The organism is Flexivirga sp. (assembly GCF_051955415.1).
In the GTDB taxonomy this organism is placed as follows: Bacteria; Actinomycetota; Actinomycetes; order Actinomycetales; family Dermatophilaceae; genus Flexivirga.
This window is the reverse complement of record NZ_JBQCGS010000045.1, coordinates 12,741-38,237: the sequence shown is the minus strand read 5'-3', so window position 1 is coordinate 38,237 and position 25,497 is coordinate 12,741. Positions and strand designations below refer to the sequence as shown.

The following is a 25,497-nucleotide window of genomic DNA, read 5'->3' as shown; positions in this document are numbered from 1 at the left end:
CCCGGCTGAGCCACCCCACGAAGTTTCTCCCCCGCTGCGCTCCTCCGAATACTTCGCGGGGACCCCGGCTTCTCCCCCGCTGCGGCCGGTCGGATCGAGCACCCCCGGTGCGGGCGAACACCAAGTGCCACACTTGCCCCTGTGAACGCCCACATTCCACATCTGCTCGGTGCCGCTCCCGCTCGCGTGGCGGTGGACCTCGACGCGATCGCCCACAACATCGGGGTGCTGCAGCGCCACGCCGGTGACGCGATGGTGATGGCCGTCGTCAAGGGCGACGCGTACGGCCACGGCCTCCTCCCCAGCGCGCGCGCGGCACTGCGTGGCGGAGCGCACTGGCTCGGCGTCGCACAGCTGCACGAGGCGCTCGCCCTGCGCCACGCGGGTGTGACCGCCCCAGTGCTCAGCTGGTTGCACGCACCCGGCATCGATTTCGCGCCGGCGGTCACCGCTGGCATCGACATCGGCGTGCCGGCGGTCTGGGAGGTAGACGCAGTCGCCGCCGCCGCCCGACAGGTCGGCAGGACCGCCCGTGTACAGCTCAAGGTGGACACCGGGCTCGCCCGCAACGGCGCCTTCGGCCCCGACTGGCCGCGGCTGGTCGAGGCGGCCCAGCGGCACGTCGCCGACGGAACCATCACGGTGACCGGAGTGTTCACGCATTTCGCGTGCGCCGACGTACCGCACCACCCGACCGTGCAAGCGCAGCAGGTCCGTTTCGCCGACGCCGTCGCCGATTGCGAGCGGGCCGGCTTCGCCCTCGAGGTTCGGCACATGTCCAACTCGGCGGCGACACTGACCACCCCGAGCGCCGCGTGGGACATGGTGCGCCCCGGTCTGGCGGTCTACGGACTCTCACCGGTGCCCGACATCGGCGGCCCGTCCCGTTTCGACCTGATCCCGGCCATGACGATGACCGCGAATGTCACTGTCGCAAAACGAGTTCCCGCGGGTCAAGGCGTCAGCTACGGTCACACCTATGTCACGCCGCGGGAGACCACGCTGATCGACGTACCGTGCGGGTACGCCGACGGCGTGCCCCGTGCCGCCTCGTCCAAGGGGCCGGTGCAGGTGCGCGGTGAGCGGTTCACCGTCGCCGGACGGGTGTGCATGGACCAGTTCGTCGTGGACGTCGGCGACCTACCGGTCCAGGCGGGTGACGAAGTGGTGCTCTTCGGCAACGGGGCGGACGGCGGACCCACGGCCCAGGACTGGGCCGAGGCCACCGACACGATCAGCTACGAGATCGTCGCCCGGATGAGTTCCCGGCTGCCGCGCGTCTACCTCGGCGAACAATGAGGGTCACCGCCGGCAAGATCACCGGGGCGTGCCGATGAGCGGCCGTCGCGGACTGATCGGTCTGGGCATCGGGGTGGCCGCCGCCGGAGTGGCCACTGCTGCGGGCCTGGCGACCGATCGGGTGGTCCGGGCCCGACGTGCCCGGCCCGACCCGGCAGGAGTGCTGGACGACCCCGAACTCGAGCAGCGCGGCACCGTCGTCGTCGCCGACGACGGTGTGCCGCTGTATGTCGAGATCGACGAACCGGCGGACCCCGCAACGGGATCCGCTAAGGATCTCGCCACCACGGTGCTGCTCGTTCACGGCTACGCGCACAGTCACGCCATCTGGGCACAACAGCGCCGGGTCATCCATGAGGCGGGCTACCGGGTCGTCTGCCCGGATCTGCGTGGCCACGGCAGATCCGGCGAGGGTGACGACACGACATACACGATCGCCCAGCTCGGTCGCGACCTGGCGACCGTGATCGAGCAGACCACGCCCGAGGGCCACCTCGTCCTGGTCGGCCACTCGATGGGCGGTATGGCGCTGATGGCGCTGGCCGAGCAGCATCCGCAGCTGATCCGCGACCGGGTCGTCGGGGTCGCCCTGGTCGGCACCAGCGCCGGCGGCCTGTCGGAGGTGAACTTCGGGCTGGGAAAGCAGCTGGGCGGTGTCGTCCACCGGCTGGGGCCCGCCGCGGTCGCCCGGGTCGACAGACGACAGGACGTGTTCAATGCGGCGCGGTTGCTCGGCCGGAACGTCGAATCCGCTCTGGTGCACCGGTATTCGTTCGGCGGCCCGGTGCCCAAGGACGTCGTGCGGGAGGTTGCCGAGATGATCTTCGGCACGCGCCTGCACGTCATCGGCGCGTTCCTGCCGACGCTGATGGAGCACGACCGCATCGAGGCGCTCGCGGCCTTCGAAGGCGTCGAGACACTGATCGTGCACGGCACCCGGGACCGGATGACCCCCATCGCGCACGGTGAACGACTCGCGACCACGCTGCCGGGTGCCGAACTCGTGGCCGTCCACGGGGCCGGTCACGTGCTGCCCCTGGAGGCGCCCGACCTGCTCGACACCGAACTGCTGGCTTTCCTCGAACGCGCCGAGCGTTCGGTGTCCGCCACCCGGAGCGACCGTCCGCTCGGAGCGAAGGAGAGTCGATGACCGTCCGGATCCGACTGCAGGACGCCGACGCCACGCAGCGGTGGGGCGCGCGGCTCGGCGCACTGCTGCGCGCAGGAGATCTGCTGGTGCTGACCGGTGGGCTGGGCGCCGGCAAGACCACGCTGACACAGGGCATCGCCGCCGGTCTCGGCGTGCGCGGCCCGATCACCTCGCCGACCTTCGTGATCTCACGGATCCACCCGTCCCTCGTCGGCGGCCCCTCGCTGGTGCACGTGGACGCCTACCGGCTGGGTGGCTCGGACGAGCTGGACGACCTCGATCTGGATGCCGACGTCGCCGACTCGGTCACGGTCGTCGAGTGGGGTGCCGGTCTGGCCGAGGAACTGGCCGAGGAGCACCTGGAGCTGCTGCTGGAGTCGGACGGTGCGGCTCGGGTGGTCACGGTGCTGCCCACCGGCGCGCGATTCGAGGCGCTGGCCGAGCACCTCTCTGCGGACTGAGCGGGCGGCCCGCCGTACCCTTGTGCGGTGCTGTTGCTCGCTCTCGACACTGCCTCCTCGGCCGTGACCGTCGCCCTGCACGACGGGAAGCACGTCGTGGCCGAGGACTCCGTGGTCGACTCCCGGCGTCACGCCGAGACCCTCACCCCGATGATCTCCGCGGTCGTGGCCGCGGCCGGGCGCGCCCCGGCGGATCTCACCGCGGTCGCGGTCGGTGTCGGTCCGGGGCCGTTCACCGGGTTGCGTGTCGGTCTGGCGACGGCCGTGACGCTCGGGCTCGCGCTCGACCTGCCGGTGCACGGCGTCTGCAGCCTCGACGCGCTCGCCCACGCCGTCGTGACCGGCCCCGACGCCCCGGCCGAGTTCGTCGTCGCCACCGATGCGCGCCGCAAGGAGATCTACTGGGCGCGTTACCGGGCCGCCGATGGGCTCGTGGAGCGGGTCTCGGGTATGCCGCAGGTGGGCCGCCCCGCCGAGCTGCCCGCACAGATCCGGTCGCTGCCGGCCGCCGGACGCGGACCCATGCTCTACCCCGACGCGTTCGCGGCGGCGCTGCCGCCGTCGGACGTGCCGGCGGGCAGCGTGGCGTCATACGCCGTGCAGCAGCTGGCGGCCGGCCGCGACCTGCTCCCCGTGCAGCCGCTCTACCTGCGGCAGCCGGATGCCACGCCGGCGACCGCGCAGAAGTCGGTGCTGCCGCGATGACGGCGCAGTCGCGATGACGGTGCGGCTGCGGGACATGCAGTGGCCGGACATCGAGCAACTCACCCCGCTGGAGGAGCAGCTCTTCGAGCACGACGCGTGGTCGGCGCCGTCCTGGTGGTCCGAGCTTGCCGGGCGGCCACGACGCCGCTACACCGTGGCGACCGACGGCGACACGATCGTCGGCTACGGCGGCATCGACTGCGCCGGACCGACGGCCGACGTCATGACGATCGCCGTCGCCCCCGGCCGGCAAGGTCATGGCCTCGGCCGCACTCTGCTGGACCGGCTGCGCACCCAGGCGCGGGAGAGCGGTGCCGAGGCACTGCTGCTCGAGGTGCGAGCGGACAACGAAGCCGCCCGGAACCTCTATCTGCGCAGCGGTTTCGAACACATCCGGACCCGGCGCGGCTACTACCGCCCGGACAACGTCGACGCGCACATCATGCGCGCACATCTCGTGGGGGACCGCTCATGAACGAACCACTGATTCTCGGTGTCGAGAGTTCCTGCGACGAGACGGGCGTGGCGTTCGTGCGCGGCAACACGCTGCTCGCGGACGCCGTGGCCAGCAGCGTCGACCAGCACGCGCGATTCGGCGGCGTGGTGCCCGAGGTTGCCAGCCGGGCGCATCTGGAAGCCCTGCTGCCCACCATCCGGCGGGCCTGCGAGGAGTCCGGTCAGCAGCTGCGCGACGTGGACGCGATCGCGGTGACCTCCGGGCCCGGCCTCGCCGGGGCACTGATGGTCGGTGTCGCGTCCGCGAAGGCGCTCGCGTGGGCGCTCGACAAGCCGCTGTACGGCGTCAACCACCTGGCCGCGCACGTGTGCGCGGACGTCCTCGACCACGGCCCGCTGCCCGAACCCACCATGGCGCTGCTGGTCTCGGGCGGCCACACGAATCTGTTGCTGGTGCGCGACATCGCCTCGGACGTGGTGGAGCTCGGCGGCACGATCGACGACGCGGCCGGTGAGGCGTTCGACAAGGTCGCCCGCGTGCTGGGGCTGCCCTACCCCGGGGGTCCGCACATCGAGCGCGCAGCCGCCGACGGAGACCCGAGCGCGATCCGCTTCCCGCGGGGGCTGACGTCCCGCAAGGACATGGAGCGCCACCGCTTCGACTACTCCTTCTCCGGCCTGAAGACCGCGGTGGTCCGTTGGGTGCAGGAACGCGAGGCGTCGGGCGAGCCGGTCCCCGTCGCGGACGTCGCCGCGAGCTTCAACGAGGCCGTCGCCGACGTCCTGACGCGCAAGGCGATCGACGCCTGCCGGGAGTACGGCGTACACGACCTGCAGATCGGCGGCGGTGTCACCGCCAACAGCCGACTGCGGGCGATGGCGCAGGAGCGTTGCGACGCGGCAGGGATCAGCCTGCGGGTGCCTCGCGTGCGGCTGTGCACGGACAACGGCGCGATGGTCGCGGCCCTCGGATCACAGATGGTGCAGCGTGGGCTGGTGCCGAGTTCGCTGGATCTGCCGGCTGATTCGTCGATGCCGGTGAGCCGGACCAAGGCGTCGTAATGCCAGCGCGCGTCAACAGGACAACAGGCCGAGGCGCTGCTTGAGGGCGAGCACCCGTTTGACCGACTGCTCGACCTGACCGGCGAACGTGGTGTCCGACGACGCACGGGCAGTGAGCGCCTGCAGCATCGGTCCGGTGTCCGCGGCGTTGCCGGTCAGGACGATGTCGCCGCCCGCGGCGACGAATCGCACGGCGCGCTGCCCGACCGGGATCGCCCGCACGGCAACGGCGTTCATGTCGTCGGTGATGACGACTCCGTGCCAGCCGAGTTGCTGCCGGAGCAGCTCGGTGACGATCTTGCGGGAGAAGGTGGCGCGGTGGGCCGGGTCGATCCTGGCGTAGCGGGCCGAGGACATCATCACCGCGCCCGCACCTGCCTCGATGCCGGCAGCGAACGGTCTGAGGTAACTGTCGGTCGACGTGGTGCGGGTGTCGGTCGTGCCGTCGGTCGTGACGTCGGTGTTGCCGGTGATGCGACCGAGTCCCGGGAAGTGCTTGACGGTTGCGCCGACACCGCTGCGCTGCAAGCCGTGGACGACGTTGCCGACCGATGCGGCGACGGTCGCCGGGTCGTGTCCGTATTCGCGGTCGAACTTCCCGATGGGTGCGTTGGAGGCGCCCTTCGCGGCCGGCACGGTGTCGGCCACCGGGGCAAGGTTGAGGTTGACGCCGGCCGCCTTGAGCTGCCGGCCGATCAGTGCGCCGTATGCCGTGCGCTGCTGCGGACTCATGCGGCCCTGTTGCAATGCCGAGACCAGCGGAGTGAACCCGGTGCCGCGCAACTGCTGCACCGCGCCGCCTTCCTGGTCGGCGGCGATCAACAACGGCACCCCGCCCGTGGCCGCCGGACCGGCTTGGGACTGCAGATGCTCCGATGTGGCGCGCACCCGCGACACACCGCCGGACCAGCCGCCGAGATAAATGATGTTGCCGACATGGTGTGCCGCGATCAGCCCGTCGTCCGCAGCGGCCGGGGAGCCGCCGTCCAGCCCGACCATCAGCAACTGCCCCACCCGCTGCGCAGGCGACAGTGCGGTGTAGGTGCGCTGGACGCAGCTGCGGGACGGCGACGGTGCGACCGAGGTCACGCCCGGGGCGGTGGCGGACTTCGTCGCGGACCTCGTCGGTGTGGCCGATGGTCCGGTGCTGGACGTCGCTGCGCTGCCACGCGCTGACGTGGAAGCTACGGCGGGCGTGGACCGGGTGGCGCTGCCGGACGCCTGCCCGCCCGACCCGGACGAGCATCCCGTGATGACCAGTGCTGCGACGGCACCGGCGCTGATGGCGCGGGCGACGTGTCGGGGAGCTGGCACCGGACGACCGTAACTCACCGAACGGGCGCCAGCATCAGCACGGCCTGGGCCCCGCCGACCCGGGTGACCAGGATGGTCGCCTCGTTGTCACCCTTCAACCGCAGCTGCCGCCGCAGCTGCACCGGATCCACCGAGGCGCCCTTCTTCTTGATGGTGAGCCGGCCGATCCGGTGGTCGCGGATCCAGGAGCGAAGTGCCTTGAGGTTGAACGGAATGGCGTCGCTCACGGCATACTTCTTCGCCCACGGCACGACCACGTCGCGCGGTGAAGTGACGATGCCGATGCCGGTGTCGAGTTCGGCGCCGTCGACCCGGCGGACCAGGGCCCCGCTCAGACCGGCGCGGATGACCGCCCGGTCGGCCTCGTAGAGGAAACCGTGCAACCGGTCCAGCCGCGCCGGCTCGGGGTTGGCGCCGGTCGCGTCGCGCTCGAGCACCTCGTGCGCGAACTGGTCACTGACCACGACCGCCGACCGACCCGTGTCCCACGCGGCGTCGTTCCACCACAGCACACACTCCAGGACTTCGCCGTCGTAGGACGTCCACTGCGCCTGGGTACCCAGCGGGATCGCCGCGTGCGGGAAGGAGGGCGAGAGTTTGACGCCCGCCGCGGCGGTGGCCGCGCCCAGCTCGCGCACCAGGTCCCAGGAGGGGGCCAGCTGATCGAGCCTGAAGGTCCGTCGCGTCCGCCCCTGCAGGTCGCTCACCCCCGGTGTACGGCGCGCCGGGTCCAGCCAGACACCGATGGTCCGGGCGGCCTGCGCCGTGGGGACGGAGACGTGCTCGGCCAGGCCGTGGCGCACCTTCGCGTGCGCCCACGAACGCAGGTTGAATTCCGCGACCCCCGCAGTGACCTCGTCCGCGTCGACCGCGGTGACCCGCAGGCCGGCGACGGCGAAGGCGCGAGCGTCCGCGCCGACTCCGCAACCCAGGTCGAAGACCTGGCGGGTGCCCGACGCGCTGAACCGTCGCGCGTGCAGCTGGGCGATCTGACGGCGGGTCGCCTGCTCCAGCCCGTCGACGGTGAAGAGCATGCCGTGCGCCGCAGTGCCGAACTTGCGCTCGCCGCGCGCCCGCAGCCGGGACTGGGTCAGCGCCGCAGCGACCAGGTCGGCATCGAAACCCTCGGCCCGCAGCCGGTCGGCCAGCGTGAACGCGGCCGCCTCGTCATACGGCGGCAGGGACGCCAGCAGAGCCGCGCCCTCGCCACTGACCAACCGGGCCAGCAGGGCGGGCGTCACCGGGCATCACTCCGCGCGGTCGGGGCACCGTGCACACCTCTCATGCGGTTAAGTGTCCCGCATGAAGCGGCTTCGATTCGGTCCGGCGCGGACGGTTGTCGTCTTCTACGCGATCACGGTGACGATCGGCACCCTGCTGCTGGCGTTGCCGTTCACCACGTCGGGGGAGGGGAAGGCCGCGTTCGGCACGGCGCTGTTCACCGCGGCCAGCGCCACCTGCATCACCGGTATGTCGCCGGTCGACGTGGCCACCTATTGGAATCCCGTGGGTCACGTGGTGATCCTGCTGCTGGTCCAGGCCGGCGGCCTCGGGATCGTCACCCTGTCCGCACGGTTGCTGCAGTTGCTGCACGGGCGGATGGGCATCGAGGGCACGCTTGCCGCCCAGGCGGACTCGCACACCGACTCGCCGGCCCATGCACGGTCGATGATCCGGGTCATCGTGCGGTTCTATCTGTTGCTCGAGGCGCTGTTGGCGGTGCTGCTGACGCTGCGGCTGCGGTTCTCGTATGGCGAGAGCACCGGCCGGGCAGCGTGGGAGGGCGTCTTCCACGCCGTGTCTGCCGTGAACAACGCCGGTTTCACGCTGTACACGCAGGGTGCGGCGAAGTTCGCGGGCGACCCGTGGGTGCTGGCGATGCTGTGCGGCGGCGTCTTCATCGGCGGACTCGGCTACCCGGTGTGGTTCGAGCTGATGCGCCGGCGCCGGCCCAAGCAGTGGTCGATGCACACGCGGTTGACGGTCTACGGCTCGGTGATCCTCTTCCTCGTCGGCCTGGCGGCGTTCCTGGCCTTCGAGTCGCACAATCCGGCGACCCTGGGTCCGCTGGGCTTCACCGATACTTTGTGGAACTCCATCGGCGGTGCCGTCTTCCCCCGCACGGCCGGCTTCAACACGGTCGATTACACCCAGGTGCGCCCGGAGACGATGGCGATCAACTATGTGCTGATGTTCATCGGCGGCGGCAGCGCCGGCACCTCCGGCGGCATCAAGGTGTCGACCTTCTTCCTGCTCGGCGCCGTGATCATCTCCGAGGTCCGCGGCGAGCCGCAGGCCCGGGTGGGCCGCCGCGCCATACCGACGGCGGTGCAGCGGCAGGCGCTCACGGTGGCGCTGCTCGGTGTCGGCACCGTCATGGTCGGAATGATCGTCATCCTGACGCTCAGCAAGCAACCGATGCAGCTGGTGCTGTTCGAGACGATCTCGGCGTTTTCCACCACCGGGCTGTCCACCGGCCTCACCGGCCTGCTGCCGGAGGCGGCGCACTTCGTGCTGATCGCGTTGATGTTCATCGGCCGAGTCGGCACGATGACTGTCGGCACGGCACTGGCCATGCGCCGCAGCAAGCGGCGCTACCAACTACCGGAGGAGTTCCCCATTGTCGGCTAAACGGCGTCACGCCGCGCTGGACGAGCACAGCGTGCTGGTCATCGGCCTCGGCAGGTTCGGCACCGCGGTCGCGGCGACCCTCACCGAACAGGACTGGGACGTCGAGGCGGTCGACCACTCCCTGGAGCTGGTGCAGCGCTGGTCCGACGAGTTCACCCACGTCGTCCAGGCCGACACCACCGACATCGAGGCACTGCGGCAGATCGGCGCCGGGGACTTCGAGCGAGCCGTCGTGGCCATCGGTTCCAACCTGGAGGCCAGCATCCTGACCACCGCCAACCTTGCCGACCTCGGCGTGCCGAGCATCTGGGCCAAGGCGATGACCAAGCAGCACGCGCGCATCCTGCAACGGATCGGCGCCCACCATGTCGTGCTGCCCGAGCGCGAGATGGGCGCCCGCATCGGGCGGCTGCTGGTCGGCTCGCTGACCGACTACTTCGAGCTGGAGAGCGGCTTCGGCATCGGTCGGATGGCGTGCTCGGCCAAGTTCGCGGACAAGACGCTCGCCGAGCTCAACCTGCGCGGCAAGTACGGCGTCACGGTCGTGGCCGTGAAGCATCCCGGCGAGGCGTTCGCGGACGCCCGGCCGGAGACGGTCATCGGCAAGGGCGATCAGCTGGTGATCACCGGTTCGACCGAGCGGCTCCAGCAGTTCTCCGGGCGGGCATCTGGTCAGTAGAGTCGAACTGCGAACCGCATCCGTCCCATGGAAGGCCGCCCGTGCGCGAGATCGTCGTCTTCTCCGGATCAGCCCACCCCGCCCTCGCCGACAGCATCTGCACCCACCTCGGGGTGCCGCGGTCGTATGTCGAGCTGAAGCGCTTCAGCAACGACTGCCTGCAGGCCCAGTTGCTCGCCAACTGCCGCCAACGCGACGTCTACCTGGTCCAGCCGTTGGTGCCGCCGACGCAGGACCACCTGATGGAGCTGCTGCTGATGATCGACGCCGCGCGCGGCGCGTCGGCCGAGCGCATCACCGCCGTCATTCCCTATTTCGCCTACGCCCGCTCGGACAAGAAGGACGCCTCGCGGATCTCGCTGGGCGGCCGGCTGGTGGCCGACCTGCTCGCCGCGGCCGGGGTGCACCGGGTGATCACCATGGCGTTGCACGCACCGCAGGTGCACGGCTTCTTTTCCACGCCGGTCGACCACCTGACCGCGATCGGGGAGCTGGCGCAACACTTCCGCGCCGGTGACGACCTGAGCGACGCGGTGATCGTGTCGCCGGACTTCGGCAACGCCAAGACGGCGCAGCAGTTCGCCCGGCTGCTCGGCCTGCCGGTGGCGGCCGGGTCCAAGAAGCGCATCTCGGACGACAGGTCGTCATCGACACCATCGTCGGCGACGTCGACGGCAAGCGAGCCATCGTGCTCGACGACGAGATCTCGACGGGCGGGTCCGTCGTGGAGCTGCTGGACCGGCTGGGGGAGCGCGGCTGTACCTCCGCGGACATCGCCTGCACCCACGGGCTCTTCGTCGGCCCGGCGGTGGAGCGGCTGTCCGGGCATCCGCTGATCCGTCAGGTCGTCACCACCGACACGGTGCCGACACCGGCGAACTGGCCGCAACTGCAAGTGCGTTCGGTCGCGGAGTTGTTCGCCGAGGCGATCGCCCGGATCCATGCCGGTGAGTCGGTCAGCAGCCTGTTCGACGGTGTCGATCCATCGCACGCGCCGCCCGCCGCGACGCTGCCGTTCGGCTGAGCCGACGTCGCGCGGGCTCATCGTGAAGCCGTCGTGAAGGCGTGGTGAAGCCGTCGTGACGACATTTGGCACTCGAGTTGCATGAGTGCTAACGAACGCATAGATTCAGTGCTGGCACTCTACCTGGGACAGTGCCAACCGCATTTCGTGGTCGACCCCCGCGACGGCGCCCACGACGTGACGAGCACTGGATCCAGGGCACGCAACCACGGCCCGTTTGTCGGGCCCCTGAACAGGAAGGTCACACCGTGTCGGTGAACATCAAGCCGCTCGAGGACCGCATCGTCGTCAAGTCCGTCGAGGCCGAGCAGACCACCGCCTCCGGCCTGGTCATCCCGGACACCGCCAAGGAGAAGCCCCAGGAGGGCGAGGTCCTGGCCATCGGTCCCGGCCGCATCGACGACAACGGTCAGCGCGTTCCGCTGGACGTCGCTGTCGGCGACCGCGTCATCTACTCCAAGTACGGCGGCACCGAGGTGAAGTACTCCGGTGAGGAGCTGCTCATCCTCTCGGCCCGCGACGTCCTCGCAGTCGTCCAGAAGTAAGACCCCACGCATTGTGCGTATGACGCGCCCTAGCCCGCCATCAGGTAGGGCTAGGGCATCGTCATACGCTCCCCGATAGACGAAAGGCCAACCATGGCAAAGGAACTGGAGTTCAACGACTCCGCGCGCAAGGCGCTCGAGCGGGGCGTCGACGCCCTCGCCAACGCCGTCAAGGTGACGCTCGGTCCCAAGGGCCGCAACGTCGTCATCGACAAGAAGTGGGGCGCCCCGACCATCACCAACGATGGCGTGACCATCGCCCGTGAGGTCGAGCTGGAGGACTCCTACGAGAACCTCGGCGCGCAGCTGGCGAAGGAAGTCGCCACCAAGACCAACGACATCGCCGGTGACGGCACCACCACCGCGACCGTGCTGGCCCAGGCCATGGTCCGCGAGGGCCTGCGCAACGTCGCCGCGGGCGCCGGCCCGGCCGCGCTCAAGCGCGGCATCGACAAGGCCGTCGACGCGATCAGCGAGCAGCTGCTCGCCGACGCTCGCGAGCTGGAGGGCAAGGAAGAGATCTCCCAGGTCGCCGCTCTGTCCGCGCAGGACCAGACGATCGGCGGCCTGATCGCCGAGGCCTTCGACAAGGTCGGCAAGGACGGTGTCATCACCGTCGAGGAGTCCTCCACCGCCGAGACCGCGCTGGAATTCACCGAGGGCATGCAGTTCGACAAGGGCTACATCTCTCCCTACTTCGTCACCGACACCGAGCGCATGGAGGCCGTCCTCGAGGACGCCTACGTGCTGATCAACCAGGGCAAGATCTCGGCGATCGCCGACGTCCTGCCGCTGCTGGAGAAGGTCGTCCAGGCCGGCAAGCCGCTGCTGATCATCGCCGAGGACATCGACGGCGAGGCACTGTCCACCCTGGTGGTCAACAAGATCCGCGGCACCTTCAACGTCGTCGCGGTGAAGGCGCCGGGCTTCGGCGACCGCCGCAAGGCCATGCTGCAGGACATCGCCATCCTCACCGGTGGTCAGGTCATTGCCGAGGAGGTCGGCCTCAAGCTAGACCAGGTCGACCTGGACATGCTGGGTCAGGCCCGTCGGGTCGTCGTCACCAAGGACACCGCCACGATCGTCGACGGTCAGGGCGACGCCGAGGCCGTCGGTGGCCGCGTCAAGGAGCTCAAGGCGGAGATCGAGCGCACCGACTCCGACTGGGACCGCGAGAAGCTGCAGGAGCGCCTGGCCAAGCTGGCCGGCGGTGTCTGCGTCATCCAGGTCGGCGCCCACACCGAGGTGGAGCTCAAGGAGAAGAAGCACCGCATCGAGGACGCCATCTCGGCGACCCGCGCGGCCATCGAGGAGGGCATCGTCGCCGGCGGTGGCTCGGCCCTGGTGCACGCCTCGAGCGTCGTGCAGAAGCTGGACCTGGAAGGTGACGAGGCCACCGGTGCCGCGCTCATCGCCAAGGCCACCGTCGAGCCGCTGCGCTGGATCGCCGAGAACGCCGGCCTGGAGGGCTACGTCGCCGTGGCCCGCGTGCAGGAGCAGCCGGTGGGCAGCGGCCTCAACGCCGCCACCGGCGAGTACGGCGACCTGATCAAGCAGGGCGTCATCGACCCGGTGAAGGTCACCCGCTCCGCACTACGCAACGCCGCGTCGATCGCGTCGATGGTCCTGACCACCGACACCCTCGTCGTGGACAAGAAGGAGGACGAGGAGCCCGAGGCCGGCCACGGCCACGGTCACTGACCTCGATCCACGTCCCGGTCGCCGACCGGGGAGTGCGACACGACGGTGCCCGGACGAAGCAAGCGCTTCGCCCGGGCACCGCTCGCGTTGTGCTGCGACTTCATCGCAGAAGCTGCCGAATTCCCGGTGGGGTGGGCGGGAGCGGTCGGGACGACCTACCCTGAGAGGAGCCCCGCGGTCGCGGGGCGTTCGGCAACCGGACGTTGGGACGACGTGAGCTCGGGGACTCCACGATCCACTGCCGGCCAGGAGATTCCGGCCGGAGCCTTCCACGCTGCCCCCGTAACATTTTCCCGGCCCGTGCCGATGTCACCGTCGGACGCGCACACTCCGTTGCGCGACCTGGCAGCGGCTGCGCGAGAGGGAGATGCGGCCGCCACCAATGAGCTGATGGCAGCCGTGCACCAGCTGGCCGTGCGTTACGCGCGGGGCAAGCTGGGGCGCTTCTCGGCTGCCGCCGATGCCGCGGCCGATGCGGCGCAGGAGGTGTGCGTGGCCGTGCTCACCGCCCTGCCCCGCTACGCCGACCGCGGTGCTCCGTTCGAGGCCTTCGTCTACCGCATCGCGGCCAACAAGGTCGCCGACGTGCAACGGGGCACCATCCGACGTCCCACGCCGACCGACGAGATCCCGGAGACGGTGGACCAGGCGCCGGGCCCGGAGGAGTGTGCCCTCACCGGCGAGCAGTCCACGCGTGTGTGGGCGCTGCTGGACCGGCTGTCGCCGCAGCACCGCGAGATCCTCACCCTGCGGGTCGCGGTGGGCCTGTCCGCCGAGGAGACCGCCGACGCGCTGGGCATGTCCGCCGGCGCCATACGCGTGGCGCAGCACCGCGCCCTCGGCCGGCTACGGCGATTCCTCGAGGACGAGCAGGACCAGCTGTGACTCCGAGCATCGACGACATACGCCGCGACGACGAATTGCTGGACGCGCTCGGCGGACGCAAACCGCCGCGCCGGCGGGACGCCGCCGGCGACGCGCTCAGCCAGTGGGTGTCCGACATCGACGCACCCGACCGCCCGGCGGCCGCCGGGCGTTATGCCCGCTCCCGGCGAGGCCCGGCACGGGTCGGCGTCGTCGCGGCCGTCACCGTCGCGGCCCTGTCCATCTCCGGTGTGGCGGCCGCCGTGGGCGGAGTGCCGGCCATCTCGCGGGTCGTGGCGCAGATGGGTTTCGTGCACCGCAGCGCCGACTTCGGTTCGGGCGCCGCCGGGCCCACCAGCACCGACGAGGCCCTGCCCACCGCCGTGTCCACGGCTGCACCACCCCCCGGCAGCGCCTCCGCCACCAGAAGCGCCGTCCCCTCGGTCACCGTCAGCGAGCGGGTGCTGCCCGGCGCGATCATGCCGCCGGCGCACCCCCCGGGCCGCAGCGCGACCCCGAAGTGGCCGATCAGCACCTCCGCCGGCTCGCCGTCGTCGACCACGTCCGGCTCGTCCTCGAGCGTGTCGAGCCCCTCCGGCTCCTCGAGTTCGTCGACGTCGTCGGGTTCGTCCAGCGCTTCGTCGAGCGCCACCCCGACTCGGCCCTCGTCCACTTCCAGCACGAGCACGCAGCCGACCTACCCGCCACCCGCGCCGCCGAGTCCGCCGTCGGGCACCTCGTCCACCTCCTCGAGCACTCCGTCGACGAGCACTCGGCCGCCGAGCGCCTCGAGCACCCCGCCGACGTTGTCCTCCACCACCTCGCCCGGCACGACGTCGGGCACGCCGCGCGCGACGTCTCCGAGCAGCGGGTCGTCCAGTGCCGCCGGCGGCGGTGGTCGCTGACCTTCTGTGTCGGCTGCGCGGGCGGCCTTCTACACTTTGAAAATGGCATTCGAGGAGTCGCCCGCACCCGTTCCATCATCCGATCCTTCGACTCATGCTTCCTCTGAGGTCCCGGCCAAGTTCGGTCAGCTCGGGCTGACCTACGACGACGTGCTGCTGCTGCCCGGCGAGACCGACGTCATCCCCAGCGAAGTCGACACGACCAGCAGGCTCACCCGCGAGATCAGCCTGCGCGTGCCCCTGGTGTCAGCCGCGATGGACACCGTCACCGAGGCCCGGATGGCGATCGCGATGGCCCGGCAGGGCGGCATCGGTGTGCTGCACCGCAACCTGTCCATCGCCGATCAGGCCGAGCAGGTCGACCTGGTCAAGCGCACCCAGACCGGCATCATTTCCAACCCGGTCACCATCGGCCCCGACGCAACGCTGGAGGAGCTGGACGAGACCTGCGGTCGCTACCGCGTGTCCGGTCTGCCCGTGGTCGACCTCGACAACCGACTGATCGGCATCATCACCACCCGCGACCTGCGGTTCACCCCGGTGGCGGAGTGGGCGACCACCAAGGTCTCGGAGGTGATGACCTCCGCGCCGCTGGTCACCGGCCCGGTCGGCATCAGTCGGGAGGACGCCACGGCGCTGCTGCGACAGCACAAGCGCGAGCGGCTGCCGCTGGTCGACGACGACGGCAAGCTGGCCGGCCTCATCACCGTCAAGGACTTCGTGAAGTCCGAGCAGTTCCCCTACGCCTCCTACGACGCCGACGGGCGACTGCTGGTCGCGGCGGCGATCGGTTACTTCGGCGATGCGTGGGAGCGCGCGACCACTCTGGTGGAGGCGGGCGTGGACGTGCTGGTGCCCGATGTGGCCAACGGTCACGCGCGCCTGATGCTGGACATGATCCGCAAGCTGAAGTCGGACCCGGCGACCAGGCACGTGCAGATCCTCGGCGGCAACGTCGCCACGCGCGAGGGTGCTGCGGCGCTCGTCGAGGCGGGCGTCGACGGCGTCAAGGTCGGCGTCGGCCCTGGCTCGATCTGCACCACGCGCGTCGTCGCCGGCGTGGGCGTCCCACAGGTGACCGCCATCCACGAGGCCTCCCTGGCCTGCAAGCCGGCCGGCGTCCCACTCGTCGGAGACGGTGGTCTGCAGTTCTCCGGTGACATCGCCAAAGCCCTTGTGGCCGGCGCTGATTCGGTGATGCTGGGCTCGCTGCTCGCCGGCTGCGAGGAATCCCCGGGCGACCTGATGCTGGTCGCGGGCAAGCAGTTCAAGACCTACCGGGGGATGGGCTCGCTGGGCGCGATGGCCTCCCGCGGCAAGAAGTCCTTCTCCAAGGACCGCTACTTCCAGGCCGACGTGGCCAGCGACGACGAGATCGTGCCCGAGGGCATCGAGGGCCGCGTGCCCTACCGCGGACCGCTCGGCAACGTGATCCACCAGCTGGTCGGCGGGCTGCACCAGTCGATGTTCTACGTCGGCGCCAACACCGTGCCGGAGCTCCAGGAGCGCGGCCGGTTCGTGCGCATCACGACGGCCGGCCTCAAGGAGTCCCACCCGCACGACGTCCAGGGCATCGTCGAGGCCCCCAACTACTCCCGCTGACCCGTCGCCCGCTCCTGCTGCGCCGCTACGGGGAGCCTCTCGGCGGACAGGCCGGGCGGTCAGCCGGCGGCGGTGTCGCGCAGCTCCCGCTTGAGGATCTTGCCCGAGGCGTTGCGCGGCAGGTCGTCGACGAACTCGATCCGCTTGGGCACCTTGAACGGCGCGAGCCCGCTGCGCGCGTGCGCCAGCAGTTCCTCGGCGGTGACGTCTCCCTTGGCGACGACGTATGCCGTCACCATCTCGATCCACTTCTCGTCCGGCACGCCGACCACCGCGACCTCGGCCACTGCCGAATGGGTGTAGAGGATGTCCTCGATCTCCCGGGACGCCACCATGACGCCGCCGGTGTTGATGACGTCCTTGATGCGGTCGACGACGAAGACGTATCCGTCTGCGTCCCGGCGGACCAGGTCGCCGGAGTGGAACCAGCCGCCGTCGAATGCAGCCGTCGACGCCTCCGGCTTGTCCCAGTAGCCGTTGCACAGCTGCGGTGACCGGTAGACGATCTCGCCGAGTTCCCCCGTCGGCACGTCGTTGCCGTCGCCGTCCACGACCCGCGCCTGCACGAAGAGCACCGGCCGGCCGGCGCTGTCCGGCCGCTCGGCGTGCTCGTCGGGGCCGAGAACCGTTGCCAATGGACCGATCTCGGACTGCCCGAAGCAGTTGTAGAAGCCGAGGCCGGGTGAACGCTCCTGCAGCCGGCGCAGGATCGGCCCCGGCATGATCGACGCGCCGTAGTAGGCGCGGCGCAACTCACCGAGGCCGAGTCGCGCAAAGTCCGGATGGTTGGCCAGCGCCACCCACAGGGTCGGCGCGGCGAAGAATGCGCGGTGGCCGTCGGCAGACAGTCGCCGGAGGATGTCGTCCGGCGCCGGGACCTCGAGGATGGTACTGCTGCTGCCGACCATGAGACCGGGCAGCACGAAGACGTGCATCTGCGCCGAGTGGTAGAGCGGCATGACGTGGAGCGTCTCGTCGTCCGCGGCGAAGTCGAGAGCGTGCACGCAACTGACGTATTCGCTGACCAGTGCCCGGTGCGTCATCACCGCGCCCTTCGGGGCGGACGTCGTGCCCGAGGTGTAGAGCAGTTGCACGACGGTGTCGTCGCTGGACCCTGAAAACACCTGCGGCGTCTTCGGATCCGAGGCTCCGGACATGGAGATCTGCAGCAACGAGTCGTCCCCGCGCAGTGGCAGCACGATGGCCGGTGCGTGCTCGATGTCCGCGAGCCGCTCGCGCAGGCTCGGATCGACCATGACGGCCGAACTGCCGGTCTGCTCGAGCAGATAGTCGAGTTCGCGTGCGACCAGGTTGTAGTTGATCGGCACGTGGACCAGTCCGGCGCGGGAGCAGGCGAGGAAGCCCACGACATACACGTCGGAGTTCTTGCCGTATGCCGCGACGCGCGCACCGGGCTCGAGCCCGAGCGACCGCAAGTGAGCCGCGACGGCGTCGACGGCGCGGTCGAGTTCGGCATACGACCAGGTGCGGTCCTCGAAACACAGCGCGGTCCGATCGCCGAAACGGCTCGCGGACCTGCGGACGATGTCGTCGACGGTGTTGCTCTGCGCGCTCGCGAAGTCGTTCATCGGCCCACTTCAGCACAGAAGACACCATGGCGGCGGCGTTTCGGGAAGTCGAAGGCGGCCGGGCGAAGTTGCCCTCAAGGCCGGTTGAGGTTCTAGCGTTCCCCTGTGACCGACGATCCGTGGACGCCCATCCGCCGGATGACGCTGGCCGGTGTCGTGCTGTTGGAGTTGCTGGTCGCGTTCGAGCAGATCGCGGTGGCGACCGCTATGCCGACCGCCGCGCGGCAGCTGGACGGTCTGGCGATCTACCCGGTGGCGTTCGCGGTGCCGCTCGCGGCGGCGGTGCTGGCCATGGTCGTCGCCGGCCCGTGGGCGGACTCGAGCGGACCACGGCTGGTGATCCTGACCGGGGTCGCCCTCTTCGTCGCAGGTCTGCTGGTGGCCGGGTCCGCGCAGTCGATGACGATGCTCGTCCTCGGCCGAACGGTGCAGAGCGTCGGCGGCGGGTTCGACGCGGTCGCGCTCTACGTGCTGATCGCCATGGCGTTCCCGGACGAGTTGCGACCGCGCGTCTTCATGGCCACCTCCGCCGCCTGGGTCGCGCCGTCGCTCTTCGGCCCGCCACTGGCCGGATTCCTGGCGACCAGTGTGTCGTGGCGGTGGGTCTTCTTCGTCGGCGCTGCGTTCGCCATACCCGGCATGACGCTGTTGCTTCCGGCAATGAACCGGCAGCCGGCGATCCGACGTGCCCCGGAGGTGTCCGCGTCGGTGCGCCGGCGCTTCGTCGTCGCCACCGGTGCGGCCATGGGGGCGGTCGCCCTGTCGCTTGCGGCGGATCGGCCGGCCGCCGTCACCGCTGCCCTGGTCGTCGTCGGTCTCGTCCTCCTGGCGGTCGCCGTGCCCCGGCTCGTGCCGCACGGCACCTTGCGCGGCCGCCCCGGCATACCGTCGGTGGTCGCGACGCGTGCCATGCTCGGCTCCGCGTTCGTCGGTGCCGAGGTCTTCCTGCCGCTGATGCTCACCCGCCAGCACGGCATGGATGCGACCGCGGCAGGCCTGGTGCTGACGGTGGGGGCGGTGTCGTGGAGCTGCGCTGCCTGGTTCGCCGGCCGCCGTACCGCACACGGGCAGCAGCGGCGACTGGCGCGAATCGGCCTGCTACTGCTCACGACCGGCATCGCCGGTGCGGTGTCCGCCGCGTGGCCGGGCACACCTTCCTGGATCCTGTATGCCGCTTGGCTCGTCGGCGGCGGAGGCATCGGGCTGGCGTATTCGCCGCTGACGGTCCTGCTGATGAGCATGTCGCCGTCGGCCGAGCAGGGCCGTAACGCGTCGTCGCTGCAGACCGCGGAGATGCTGACGACGTCCGTGGTGCTGGCAGTCTCGGCGGTCGTCTTCGGCGGGCTGACCCCGCACTCGCACATCGCGGCCTTCGCCGGCGGCCTGGCGCTCGCGGCCGTGGCCGCCGCTCTCGGCATCGTGATGTCGCGTCGGTTGGCACCACCGCCGGCCGACCGTGCGAGCAACCGATCACCGACTGACGCTGTTGCCGCCGTGTGACGCTGTTGCAAATGCGTCACTCGGCGCTTGCTGCGTCAGTCGGCGTGCGCACGATGGCCGTCCGGCCGGACGTCCCGCAGGGAACGCCGGCCGGTAGCCTGCTGCCGTGACTGAGATCGAGATCGGCCGAGGCAAGCGGGGCCGCCGCGCATACTCCTTCGACGACATCGCGATCGTGCCGTCGCGGCGCACGCGCGACCCGCAGGACGTGTCAGTCGGGTGGCAGATTGACGCCTATCACTTCGAGTTGCCGGTCGTCGCGGCACCGATGGACTCGGTGATGAGCCCGGCATCGGCGATCGAGCTCGGCAAGCTCGGCGGCCTGCCGGTCCTCGACCTCGAAGGGCTGTGGACGCGTTACGAGAGCCCGGAGCCGCTGCTGCGCGAGATCGCCCAGCTCGACCCGGCGCAGGCCATCTCCCGGATGCAGGAGATCTATCGCGCGCCGATCCGCCCCGATCTGATCACGTTGCGCCTGAACGAGATTCGCGAAGCGGGTGTCACCACGGCCGGCGCCCTGTCGCCGCAACGGACCCAGGAACATTGGAAGACCGTGGTCGACGCCGGAGTCGACCTGTTCGTCATCCGCGGCACCACGGTGTCGGCCGAGCACGTCAGCGGACGTGCCGAGCCGCTGAACCTCAAACGCTTCATCTACGAGCTCGACGTCCCGGTCATCGTCGGCGGCGTCGCCACCTACACCGCGGCACTGCACCTGATGCGGACCGGAGCGGCCGGTGTGCTCGTCGGCTTCGGCGGGGGAGCGGCACACACGACACGTCGGGCGCTCGGCATCCACGTGCCGATGGCCACCGCGGTCGCCGACGTCGCCGCCGCCCGGCGCGACTACATGGACGAGACCGGCGGCCGCTACGTGCACGTCATCGCCGACGGCGGCATGGGCCTGTCCGGTGACATCATCAAGGCCTTCGCGTGCGGCGCGGACGCCGTGATGCTCGGTGCGTCGCTCGCCCGATCCAGCGACGCACCCGGCGGCGGATTCCACTGGGGGAGCGAGGCGCACCACGAGGCGCTGCCCCGCGGCGAACGCGTGGAGGTCGGCACGGCTGGCACCCTCGAGCAGATCCTGCTCGGGCCCGCGCAGAGTGCCGACGGCACCACCAACCTGGTCGGCGCGCTGCGCCGGGCGATGGCCACCACCGGTTACTCCGAGCTCAAGGAGTTCCAGCGCGTCGAGACCCTCGTGGCCCCGTACCAGCGCTCGTAGGCTCCGACTCCTCGCAAGCCGGTCGGGCACCGACGCTCGCCGGCCCGACACCTTCTTGTTCGCGATCCGGGCTGACACGCTGCTGCTCAGGTTACCGTTGGGTAATGACGGATCAGCTCGCCCAGGAATCACGCGCGATCGTAAGGCCGGCAGCAGCGAACCCGCCCAGTCCCGCTCCGCACACTGTCGACCCGACGCGGCCGGCACGCCTGGCCCGCCGGGTCCGTGCCGGCACGAACGCGGCGCGCTTCGACTGCCTCACCCCGTTCACTGGCGGCGTCATCGCGACCCTGCCGGTGTCCACCGTCGCCGACGTCGAGCAGGCGTATGCCGCAGCGCGTGAGGCCCAACCGCGGTGGGCCGCACGCTCCGTCGCCGACCGCGCCCGAGTGCTGTTGCGCTACCACGACCTGGTGCTGCGCCACCGGGACGAGTTGCTGGACCTGATCCAGCTGGAGTCGGGCAAGGCGCGCCGGCACGCCTTCGAGGAGATCCTCGACGTAGCGGGCATCTGCCGGCACTACGCCCGCAAGGCACCGGACTACCTGCGGCCGCGCAAGCACCTGGGCGCCATACCGCTGCTGACGCAGTCGAGCGAGCTGCACCATCCGCGTGGCGTGATCGGCGTCGTCGGTCCCTGGAACTACCCGCTGTCGATGTCCATCACCGACGCGTTGCCCGCGCTCGTCGCCGGCAACGCGGTGGTGCTGCGCCCGGACGAGAAGGCCTCGCTGACCGCACTGCGTGCCGTCGAACTGCTGGACCAGGCCGGTCTGCCCAAGGACCTGCTGCACGTCGTGCTCGGACCGGGCCAGACCGTCGGCGAAGCCGTCCTCGACCGGGCCGACTACGTCATGTACACCGGCTCCACCAGCACCGGGCGCACGGTCGCCCAACGTGCCGCGGCCAGGCTGGTCGGCGCCTCGCTCGAACTCGGCGGCAAGAACGCCATGTATGTCGCGGACGACGCCGATCTGCGCCGCGCCGCCGAGAGCGCGGTGCGTTCCTGCTTCTCCTCCGCCGGGCAGTTGTGCATTTCGATCGAGCGACTCATCCTGCACGAGTGGATCGCCGACGACTTCCTGAAACACTTCGTCGCCCGGGTGCGCACGATGACCCTCGGCGCCGGACTCGAGTGGGGCATCGACATGGGGTCGCTGATCTCCGCGCAGCAGCTGGAGCGGGTCAGCCAGCACGTCGAGGACGCCCGCGCCAAGGGGGCGACGGTGCTTGCCGGCGGTCACGCGCGCCCGGAGCTCGGCCCCTGGTTCTACGAGCCGACGGTGCTGGAGGGTGTGACCGAGGCGATGGACTGCCGCCGCGCCGAGACGTTCGGTCCGGTGGTGTCGGTCTACCGCGTCGGCAGCGACGAGGAGGCGATCGCGATGGCCAACGACACCGACTACGGCCTCAACGGGTCCGTCTGGTCCAAGGACACCCGCCGCGGCCGGCGGATCGCCGAGCGGATCCGCTGCGGCACGGTCAATGTCAACGAGGGCTACATCGCGGCCTGGGGCAGCAACGGTTCACCCATGGGCGGCATGCGGGAGTCGGGCCTCGGCCGCCGGCACGGCGCCGAAGGCATCCTGAAATACACCGAGTCGCAGAACGTCTCCGTTCAGCGCGGCACACCGTTCAAGGTCCCGCCGGGCGTCCCGGAGAAGGCTTGGGCACGCTCGATGGCGACCGGCATGCGCCTGATGAAGGGGATCCGACTGTCATGAGCGCCGACCGAGCCGAGCACACGAGCGAGGAACGAGGGAGGCGCGCAGGCGAGGGAAGAGGCGCGACAGAGAGCATGACCGAAAATACCTTGCAGCACCACGGATTCGACCACGACGTGCTGGTCATCGGCTCCGGCTTCGGTGGCTCGGTGTCCGCACTGCGGCTGGCCGAGAAGGGGTATGACGTCCATGTCGTGGAGTCCGGCCGCCGCTTCTAGGACCACGAGTTCGCCAAGACCTCGTGGAACCTGCGCAAATATCTCTGGGCGCCCCGGCTGAAGTGTTTCGGGGTGCAGCGTTATCACCAGTTGCCGGGCGTGATGATCCTGGCCGGCGCGGGTGTGGGCGGCGGGTCGCTCAACTACGCCAACACCCTCTACAAGCCGCCGGCGCAGTTCTTCGCCGACCAGCAATGGAGTGACATCACCGACTGGGACGACGAGCTGTCACCGCACTACGAGGTCGCCCGGCGGATGCTCGGCGTCGTCGACGAGAACCCCTGCCACGGCCCGGTCGAGCAGCTGATGAAGGACACGGCCGACGCCCTGGGCGTCGGGGCGACATACCGCAAGACACCGGTCGGTGTCTTCTTCGGCGAGCCCGCCAGGAAGGTGCCCGACCCGTTCTTCGGTGGAGAGGGTCCGGCGCGGACCGGGTGCACCGAATGCGGCAACTGCATGGTCGGGTGCCGGGTGGGTGCCAAGAACACCCTGATGAAGAATTACCTGGCGCTCGCCGAACGGCGCGGCGTCACCATCGAGCCGTTGCGCACCGTCGTCGACGTCGAGCCGATCGCCGGTGGCTTCCGGGTGACCACCGAGCGCACCGGCGCCTGGGTGGCCAAGGACCGACGCACCGTCACCGCCGAGCAGGTCGTGGTTGCGGCCGGGACCTGGGGCACCCAGAAGCTGCTGCACCGGATGAAGGTGAGCGGGCGGTTGCCGCGGCTGTCCGACAAGCTCGGGGAGCTCACCCGCAGCAATTCCGAGGAGCTCGGTGGCGCGGCCGCGGTCCGCGTGCCCGAGGACGTGGACCTGACGCGTGGAGTGGCGATCACCACGTCGTTCCACATCGACGAGCGCACCCACATCGAGAACGTCCGCTACGGCAAGGGCTCCAACCTGATGGGCCTCATGTCCACCTTCCTGGTCAACGGCGACAAGGGTGTCGTGGGGCGCACGGCCGAACTGCTCGGCCAGTTCGCCCGCAACCCGCTGCGCGCGGCCCGGGTGCTCGGGCCCAGATGGAGCGAGCGCACCGTCATCGCGTTGGTGATGCAGAGCATCGACAACTCGATCACCGTCAAGCCGCATCGCCGCTTCGGGCGGATCGGTCTCACCGCGGAGCAGGGCTATGGCGAGCCGAACCCGCGCTGGATCCCTGCCGGCCATCAGGCAATTCGTGCGATGTCCGATCAGCTGAAGAAGCTGGGCAAGGTCGACGTGGTGGCGGGAGCGTGCTGGCCGGAGTTCTTCGGTATGCCGATGACGGCCCACTTCCTCGGCGGTGCGGCGATCTCCGCCGACGAGGACCACGGCGTGATCGACCCCTACCACCGGGTCTGGAACTACCCCGGTCTGCACGTGGTGGACGGCTCCGCGGTCAGCGCCAACCTCGGCGTGAACCCCTCGCTCACCATCACCGCGCAGGGCGAGCGGGCCATCGCGATGTGGCCGGCCAAGGGCGGGACGGACACCCGGCCGGAGCAGGGCTCGCCCTACCGGCGGGTCGCCGCCCCTCCCGCCCACGTGCCCGGCAGCACGCTGATCGAGTAGCGACGAAGGAGCATATCGAGATCGAGGGCTGCGACACGTGGTCTCGATACGGACTCGCCCTTGGCGGCTCGCCCACGCGACCGACGTGCACCAAGGTCCGGGACGTATCCTGCAGGCGTGTTTCGTGCAGCGTTCCGGCCCCGCATGCTGGGGCTGCTGGCGCTGGCGATCCTGTTCGCCGGCGGGTGCGTCGTGGCCGGACTGTGGCAGTGGGGTGTCGCCCAGGACCGCGGGTCCAAGACGATGGGCAACGAGAGCGCCCGTCCGGTGGTCGCGCTGAACACCGAACTCCGCCCGCACGAACAGTTCCCGGCGGACGGGTCCCTGCAGCCGGTGCGCTTCTCGGGGCACTACGACGCCGGCGGCCAGGTGCTGGTCAGCGGCCGCGTGCTGCACGGCACCCACGGCTTCTGGGTCGTCACCCCGGTCGTGGTCGACGGCACGGGTGCCCGCATCGCAGTCGTGCGCGGGTTCGTCGCCGAGCCGGGCCAGGCGGGCGCTCCGGGTGCGCAGCACGTCACCGTGACCGGCGACCTGGCACCCGGCGAGGCGCCGTCCTCCGGCGATTCGCCGGCCGGTCAGCTGACCACGGTGGACCTCCCGGCGTTGCTGACCCGGTGGGGCGGCAGCATCTACAACGGCTTCGTCTTCCTGACCGGCGAGCAACCGGCGATCCATACCCCGGGCGTGCAGGCCTTCCCGCCGCCGCAGCCCGGAAGCGGCGGTCTGAGCCTGGTCAACGCCGGATATGCGCTGCAGTGGTGGAGCTTCGCCGCGTTCGCGGTCTTCATCTACTTCCGGGAGTTGCGTCGTGAGGCGCACCCCGAGCTACGGGCCGGCCCGGCCGAGCCGGACAATCATGCCGGGCGACACCCCGCCATACCCACTGACGAGAGCGAAGGAAGCCATGTCTGAGACGCAGGTCCTCACCACCGCGGCGGGCGAGCTGCGCCCGACCGATGACCTCGCCAAGGTCGCCGGAGCGCTGAAGTTCTTCCGGGTGATGGCGGTCATCGCCGGTGTCGCCCTGCTGATCCTGTGTGTCGAGCTGATCCTGCACTACGGCTTCCACAACGAGGCGCTGGCGTGGTGGTCGCCGATCCACGGGCTGCTCTTCATGGCGTTCATGGCGTCCGTCGTCAATCTCGGCACCAAACTGCGCTGGACGTGGCTGCGCATGGGCGGTTACATCTGCACCGCGTTCGTGCCGGTGCTGTCCTTCTGGCTGGAGCGCAAGGTCAACACCGGCGTCAGCGCACTGCTGGCCGACGCCGGCGCGTGAG

The 25,497-nt window shown here is 70.2% G+C and carries 24 protein-coding genes and 1 pseudogene; 20 read left to right on the top strand and 5 right to left on the bottom strand.

The features are described from left to right. The first annotated feature begins 141 nt into the window (after positions 1-141). From alr to tsaD, 6 genes are read left to right on the top strand one after another with little or no spacing between them, the layout of a single operon-like run. Positions 142-1,299 carry an alanine racemase gene (gene alr, locus ACTHL4_RS07685; RefSeq protein WP_440282158.1) on the top strand — a complete coding sequence of 386 codons (1,158 nt, stop codon included), beginning with the start codon at positions 142-144 and terminating at the stop codon, positions 1,297-1,299. Positions 1,300-1,333: 34 nt separating this feature from the next. Beyond that, positions 1,334-2,449, top strand: coding sequence for an alpha/beta fold hydrolase (locus ACTHL4_RS07680; RefSeq protein WP_440282157.1), 1,116 nt, complete (start codon positions 1,334-1,336; stop codon positions 2,447-2,449). Next, positions 2,446-2,910: a tRNA (adenosine(37)-N6)-threonylcarbamoyltransferase complex ATPase subunit type 1 TsaE gene (tsaE, locus tag ACTHL4_RS07675; RefSeq protein ID WP_440282156.1), complete on the top strand. Its 465-nt coding sequence runs from the start codon at positions 2,446-2,448 to the stop codon at positions 2,908-2,910. Before ACTHL4_RS07680 ends, tsaE begins: the two co-directional genes overlap by 4 nt. Positions 2,911-2,937: 27 nt before the next feature. Next, positions 2,938-3,615, top strand: coding sequence for a tRNA (adenosine(37)-N6)-threonylcarbamoyltransferase complex dimerization subunit type 1 TsaB (gene tsaB, locus ACTHL4_RS07670; protein ID WP_440282155.1), 678 nt, complete (start codon positions 2,938-2,940; stop codon positions 3,613-3,615). A gap of 13 nt (positions 3,616-3,628) precedes the next feature. Then, the gene (gene rimI / locus ACTHL4_RS07665; RefSeq protein WP_440282154.1) at positions 3,629-4,090 is read left to right on the top strand and encodes a ribosomal protein S18-alanine N-acetyltransferase; all 462 of its coding nucleotides are present in this window, start codon (positions 3,629-3,631) and stop codon (positions 4,088-4,090) included. After that, positions 4,087-5,133: a tRNA (adenosine(37)-N6)-threonylcarbamoyltransferase complex transferase subunit TsaD gene (gene tsaD / locus ACTHL4_RS07660; protein ID WP_440282153.1), complete on the top strand. Its 1,047-nt coding sequence runs from the start codon at positions 4,087-4,089 to the stop codon at positions 5,131-5,133. The genes rimI and tsaD overlap by 4 nt, the downstream gene beginning before the upstream one ends. A 12-nt stretch (positions 5,134-5,145) precedes the next feature. Here the strand turns inward: tsaD and ACTHL4_RS07655 are convergent, their stop codons facing one another. Together ACTHL4_RS07655 and ACTHL4_RS07650 are read right to left on the bottom strand one after the other, a co-directional pair. Next, positions 5,146-6,447, bottom strand: coding sequence for a glycoside hydrolase family 3 N-terminal domain-containing protein (locus ACTHL4_RS07655; RefSeq protein WP_440282152.1), 1,302 nt, complete (start codon positions 6,445-6,447; stop codon positions 5,146-5,148). 14 nt (positions 6,448-6,461) lie between these two features. Beyond that, complete coding sequence (locus tag ACTHL4_RS07650) at positions 6,462-7,688, bottom strand: THUMP-like domain-containing protein (RefSeq protein WP_440282151.1); 1,227 nt, start codon at positions 7,686-7,688, stop codon at positions 6,462-6,464. Between the two features lie 61 nt (positions 7,689-7,749). Between ACTHL4_RS07650 and ACTHL4_RS07645 the strand changes: the two genes are divergently transcribed. From ACTHL4_RS07645 to shbA, 6 genes and pseudogenes are all read left to right on the top strand, one after another. After that, positions 7,750-9,078: a TrkH family potassium uptake protein gene (locus ACTHL4_RS07645; RefSeq protein ID WP_440282150.1), complete on the top strand. Its 1,329-nt coding sequence runs from the start codon at positions 7,750-7,752 to the stop codon at positions 9,076-9,078. Then, complete coding sequence (locus tag ACTHL4_RS07640; protein WP_440282149.1) at positions 9,068-9,757, top strand: potassium channel family protein; 690 nt, start codon at positions 9,068-9,070, stop codon at positions 9,755-9,757. Before ACTHL4_RS07645 ends, ACTHL4_RS07640 begins: the two co-directional genes overlap by 11 nt. A gap of 41 nt (positions 9,758-9,798) precedes the next feature. Continuing rightward, positions 9,799-10,781 (top strand): annotated as a pseudogene (locus ACTHL4_RS07635) (ribose-phosphate diphosphokinase). A 248-nt stretch (positions 10,782-11,029) separates the two neighbouring features. Further along, a complete protein-coding gene (groES, locus tag ACTHL4_RS07630; RefSeq protein WP_440282148.1) occupies positions 11,030-11,326 on the top strand; it encodes a co-chaperone GroES in 297 nt (98 codons plus the stop codon). 93 nt (positions 11,327-11,419) lie between these two features. Beyond that, positions 11,420-13,027: a chaperonin GroEL gene (gene groL / locus ACTHL4_RS07625; protein WP_440282147.1), complete on the top strand. Its 1,608-nt coding sequence runs from the start codon at positions 11,420-11,422 to the stop codon at positions 13,025-13,027. A 306-nt stretch (positions 13,028-13,333) separates the two neighbouring features. Next, entirely contained in the window at positions 13,334-13,912 is a 579-nt protein-coding gene (gene shbA, locus ACTHL4_RS07620; RefSeq protein WP_440282159.1) for an RNA polymerase sigma factor ShbA, read from the top strand. 151 nt (positions 13,913-14,063) lie between these two features. Here shbA and ACTHL4_RS07615 read toward each other — a convergent pair whose 3' ends face one another. Together ACTHL4_RS07615 and ACTHL4_RS07610 are read right to left on the bottom strand one after the other, a co-directional pair. Then, a complete protein-coding gene (locus ACTHL4_RS07615) occupies positions 14,064-14,579 on the bottom strand; it encodes a hypothetical protein (protein ID WP_440282146.1) in 516 nt (171 codons plus the stop codon). Positions 14,580-14,588: 9 nt separating this feature from the next. Beyond that, positions 14,589-14,735, bottom strand: a complete 147-nt coding sequence (locus ACTHL4_RS07610) for a hypothetical protein (RefSeq protein WP_440282145.1) — start codon at positions 14,733-14,735, stop codon at positions 14,589-14,591. 103 nt (positions 14,736-14,838) lie between these two features. On the opposite strand from ACTHL4_RS07610, the gene guaB reads away from it, so the two are divergent. Then, positions 14,839-16,398 (top strand): IMP dehydrogenase, encoded by a 1,560-nt coding sequence (gene guaB / locus ACTHL4_RS07605; protein ID WP_440282144.1) that lies wholly within the window; start codon positions 14,839-14,841, stop codon positions 16,396-16,398. A gap of 59 nt (positions 16,399-16,457) precedes the next feature. On the opposite strand, the gene ACTHL4_RS07600 is transcribed toward guaB, so the two are convergent. Next, entirely contained in the window at positions 16,458-17,987 is a 1,530-nt protein-coding gene (locus ACTHL4_RS07600; protein WP_440282143.1) for a fatty acyl-CoA synthetase, read from the bottom strand. A 105-nt stretch (positions 17,988-18,092) separates the two neighbouring features. Here ACTHL4_RS07600 and ACTHL4_RS07595 point away from each other — a divergent pair, with 105 nt between their 5' ends. From ACTHL4_RS07595 to ACTHL4_RS07565, 7 genes are all read left to right on the top strand, one after another. Further along, positions 18,093-19,487, top strand: coding sequence for an MFS transporter (locus ACTHL4_RS07595; RefSeq protein WP_440282142.1), 1,395 nt, complete (start codon positions 18,093-18,095; stop codon positions 19,485-19,487). Between the two features lie 106 nt (positions 19,488-19,593). After that, positions 19,594-20,715 (top strand): GuaB3 family IMP dehydrogenase-related protein, encoded by a 1,122-nt coding sequence (locus ACTHL4_RS07590; protein WP_440282141.1) that lies wholly within the window; start codon positions 19,594-19,596, stop codon positions 20,713-20,715. 104 nt (positions 20,716-20,819) lie between these two features. Continuing rightward, on the top strand, positions 20,820-22,439 hold the full coding sequence (locus ACTHL4_RS07585; protein ID WP_440282140.1) for a succinic semialdehyde dehydrogenase: 1,620 nt from the start codon (positions 20,820-20,822) through the stop codon (positions 22,437-22,439). 74 nt (positions 22,440-22,513) lie between these two features. Beyond that, on the top strand, positions 22,514-22,657 hold the full coding sequence (locus ACTHL4_RS07580; RefSeq protein ID WP_440282139.1) for an FAD-dependent oxidoreductase: 144 nt from the start codon (positions 22,514-22,516) through the stop codon (positions 22,655-22,657). Between the two features lie 72 nt (positions 22,658-22,729). Continuing rightward, entirely contained in the window at positions 22,730-24,214 is a 1,485-nt protein-coding gene (locus ACTHL4_RS07575; RefSeq protein WP_440282138.1) for a GMC oxidoreductase, read from the top strand. A 117-nt stretch (positions 24,215-24,331) separates the two neighbouring features. After that, positions 24,332-25,129 (top strand): SURF1 family protein, encoded by a 798-nt coding sequence (locus ACTHL4_RS07570; protein WP_440282137.1) that lies wholly within the window; start codon positions 24,332-24,334, stop codon positions 25,127-25,129. Beyond that, a complete protein-coding gene (locus ACTHL4_RS07565; protein WP_440282136.1) occupies positions 25,122-25,496 on the top strand; it encodes a DUF3817 domain-containing protein in 375 nt (124 codons plus the stop codon). Before ACTHL4_RS07570 ends, ACTHL4_RS07565 begins: the two co-directional genes overlap by 8 nt. Position 25,497: the final 1 nt, after the last annotated feature.

Bases quoted from the DNA above. Each gene is read 5' to 3' on its own strand.
- groL (WP_440282147.1), top strand. From the start codon at position 11,420: ATGGCAAAGGAACTGGAGTTCAACGACTCCGCGCGCAAGGCGCTCGAG.
- ACTHL4_RS07585 (WP_440282140.1), top strand. From the start codon at position 20,820: ATGACGGATCAGCTCGCCCAGGAATCACGCGCGATCGTAAGGCCGGCA.
- rimI (WP_440282154.1), top strand. From the start codon at position 3,629: ATGACGGTGCGGCTGCGGGACATGCAGTGGCCGGACATCGAGCAACTC.
- ACTHL4_RS07645 (WP_440282150.1), top strand. From the start codon at position 7,750: ATGAAGCGGCTTCGATTCGGTCCGGCGCGGACGGTTGTCGTCTTCTAC.
- tsaD (WP_440282153.1), top strand. From the start codon at position 4,087: ATGAACGAACCACTGATTCTCGGTGTCGAGAGTTCCTGCGACGAGACG.
- shbA (WP_440282159.1), top strand. From the start codon at position 13,334: ATGTCACCGTCGGACGCGCACACTCCGTTGCGCGACCTGGCAGCGGCT.
- ACTHL4_RS07580 (WP_440282139.1), top strand. From the start codon at position 22,514: ATGACCGAAAATACCTTGCAGCACCACGGATTCGACCACGACGTGCTG.
- ACTHL4_RS07565 (WP_440282136.1), top strand. From the start codon at position 25,122: ATGTCTGAGACGCAGGTCCTCACCACCGCGGCGGGCGAGCTGCGCCCG.
- guaB (WP_440282144.1), top strand. From the start codon at position 14,839: ATGGCATTCGAGGAGTCGCCCGCACCCGTTCCATCATCCGATCCTTCG.
- ACTHL4_RS07600 (WP_440282143.1), bottom strand. From the start codon at position 17,987: ATGAACGACTTCGCGAGCGCGCAGAGCAACACCGTCGACGACATCGTC.
- ACTHL4_RS07680 (WP_440282157.1), top strand. From the start codon at position 1,334: ATGAGCGGCCGTCGCGGACTGATCGGTCTGGGCATCGGGGTGGCCGCC.
- tsaE (WP_440282156.1), top strand. From the start codon at position 2,446: ATGACCGTCCGGATCCGACTGCAGGACGCCGACGCCACGCAGCGGTGG.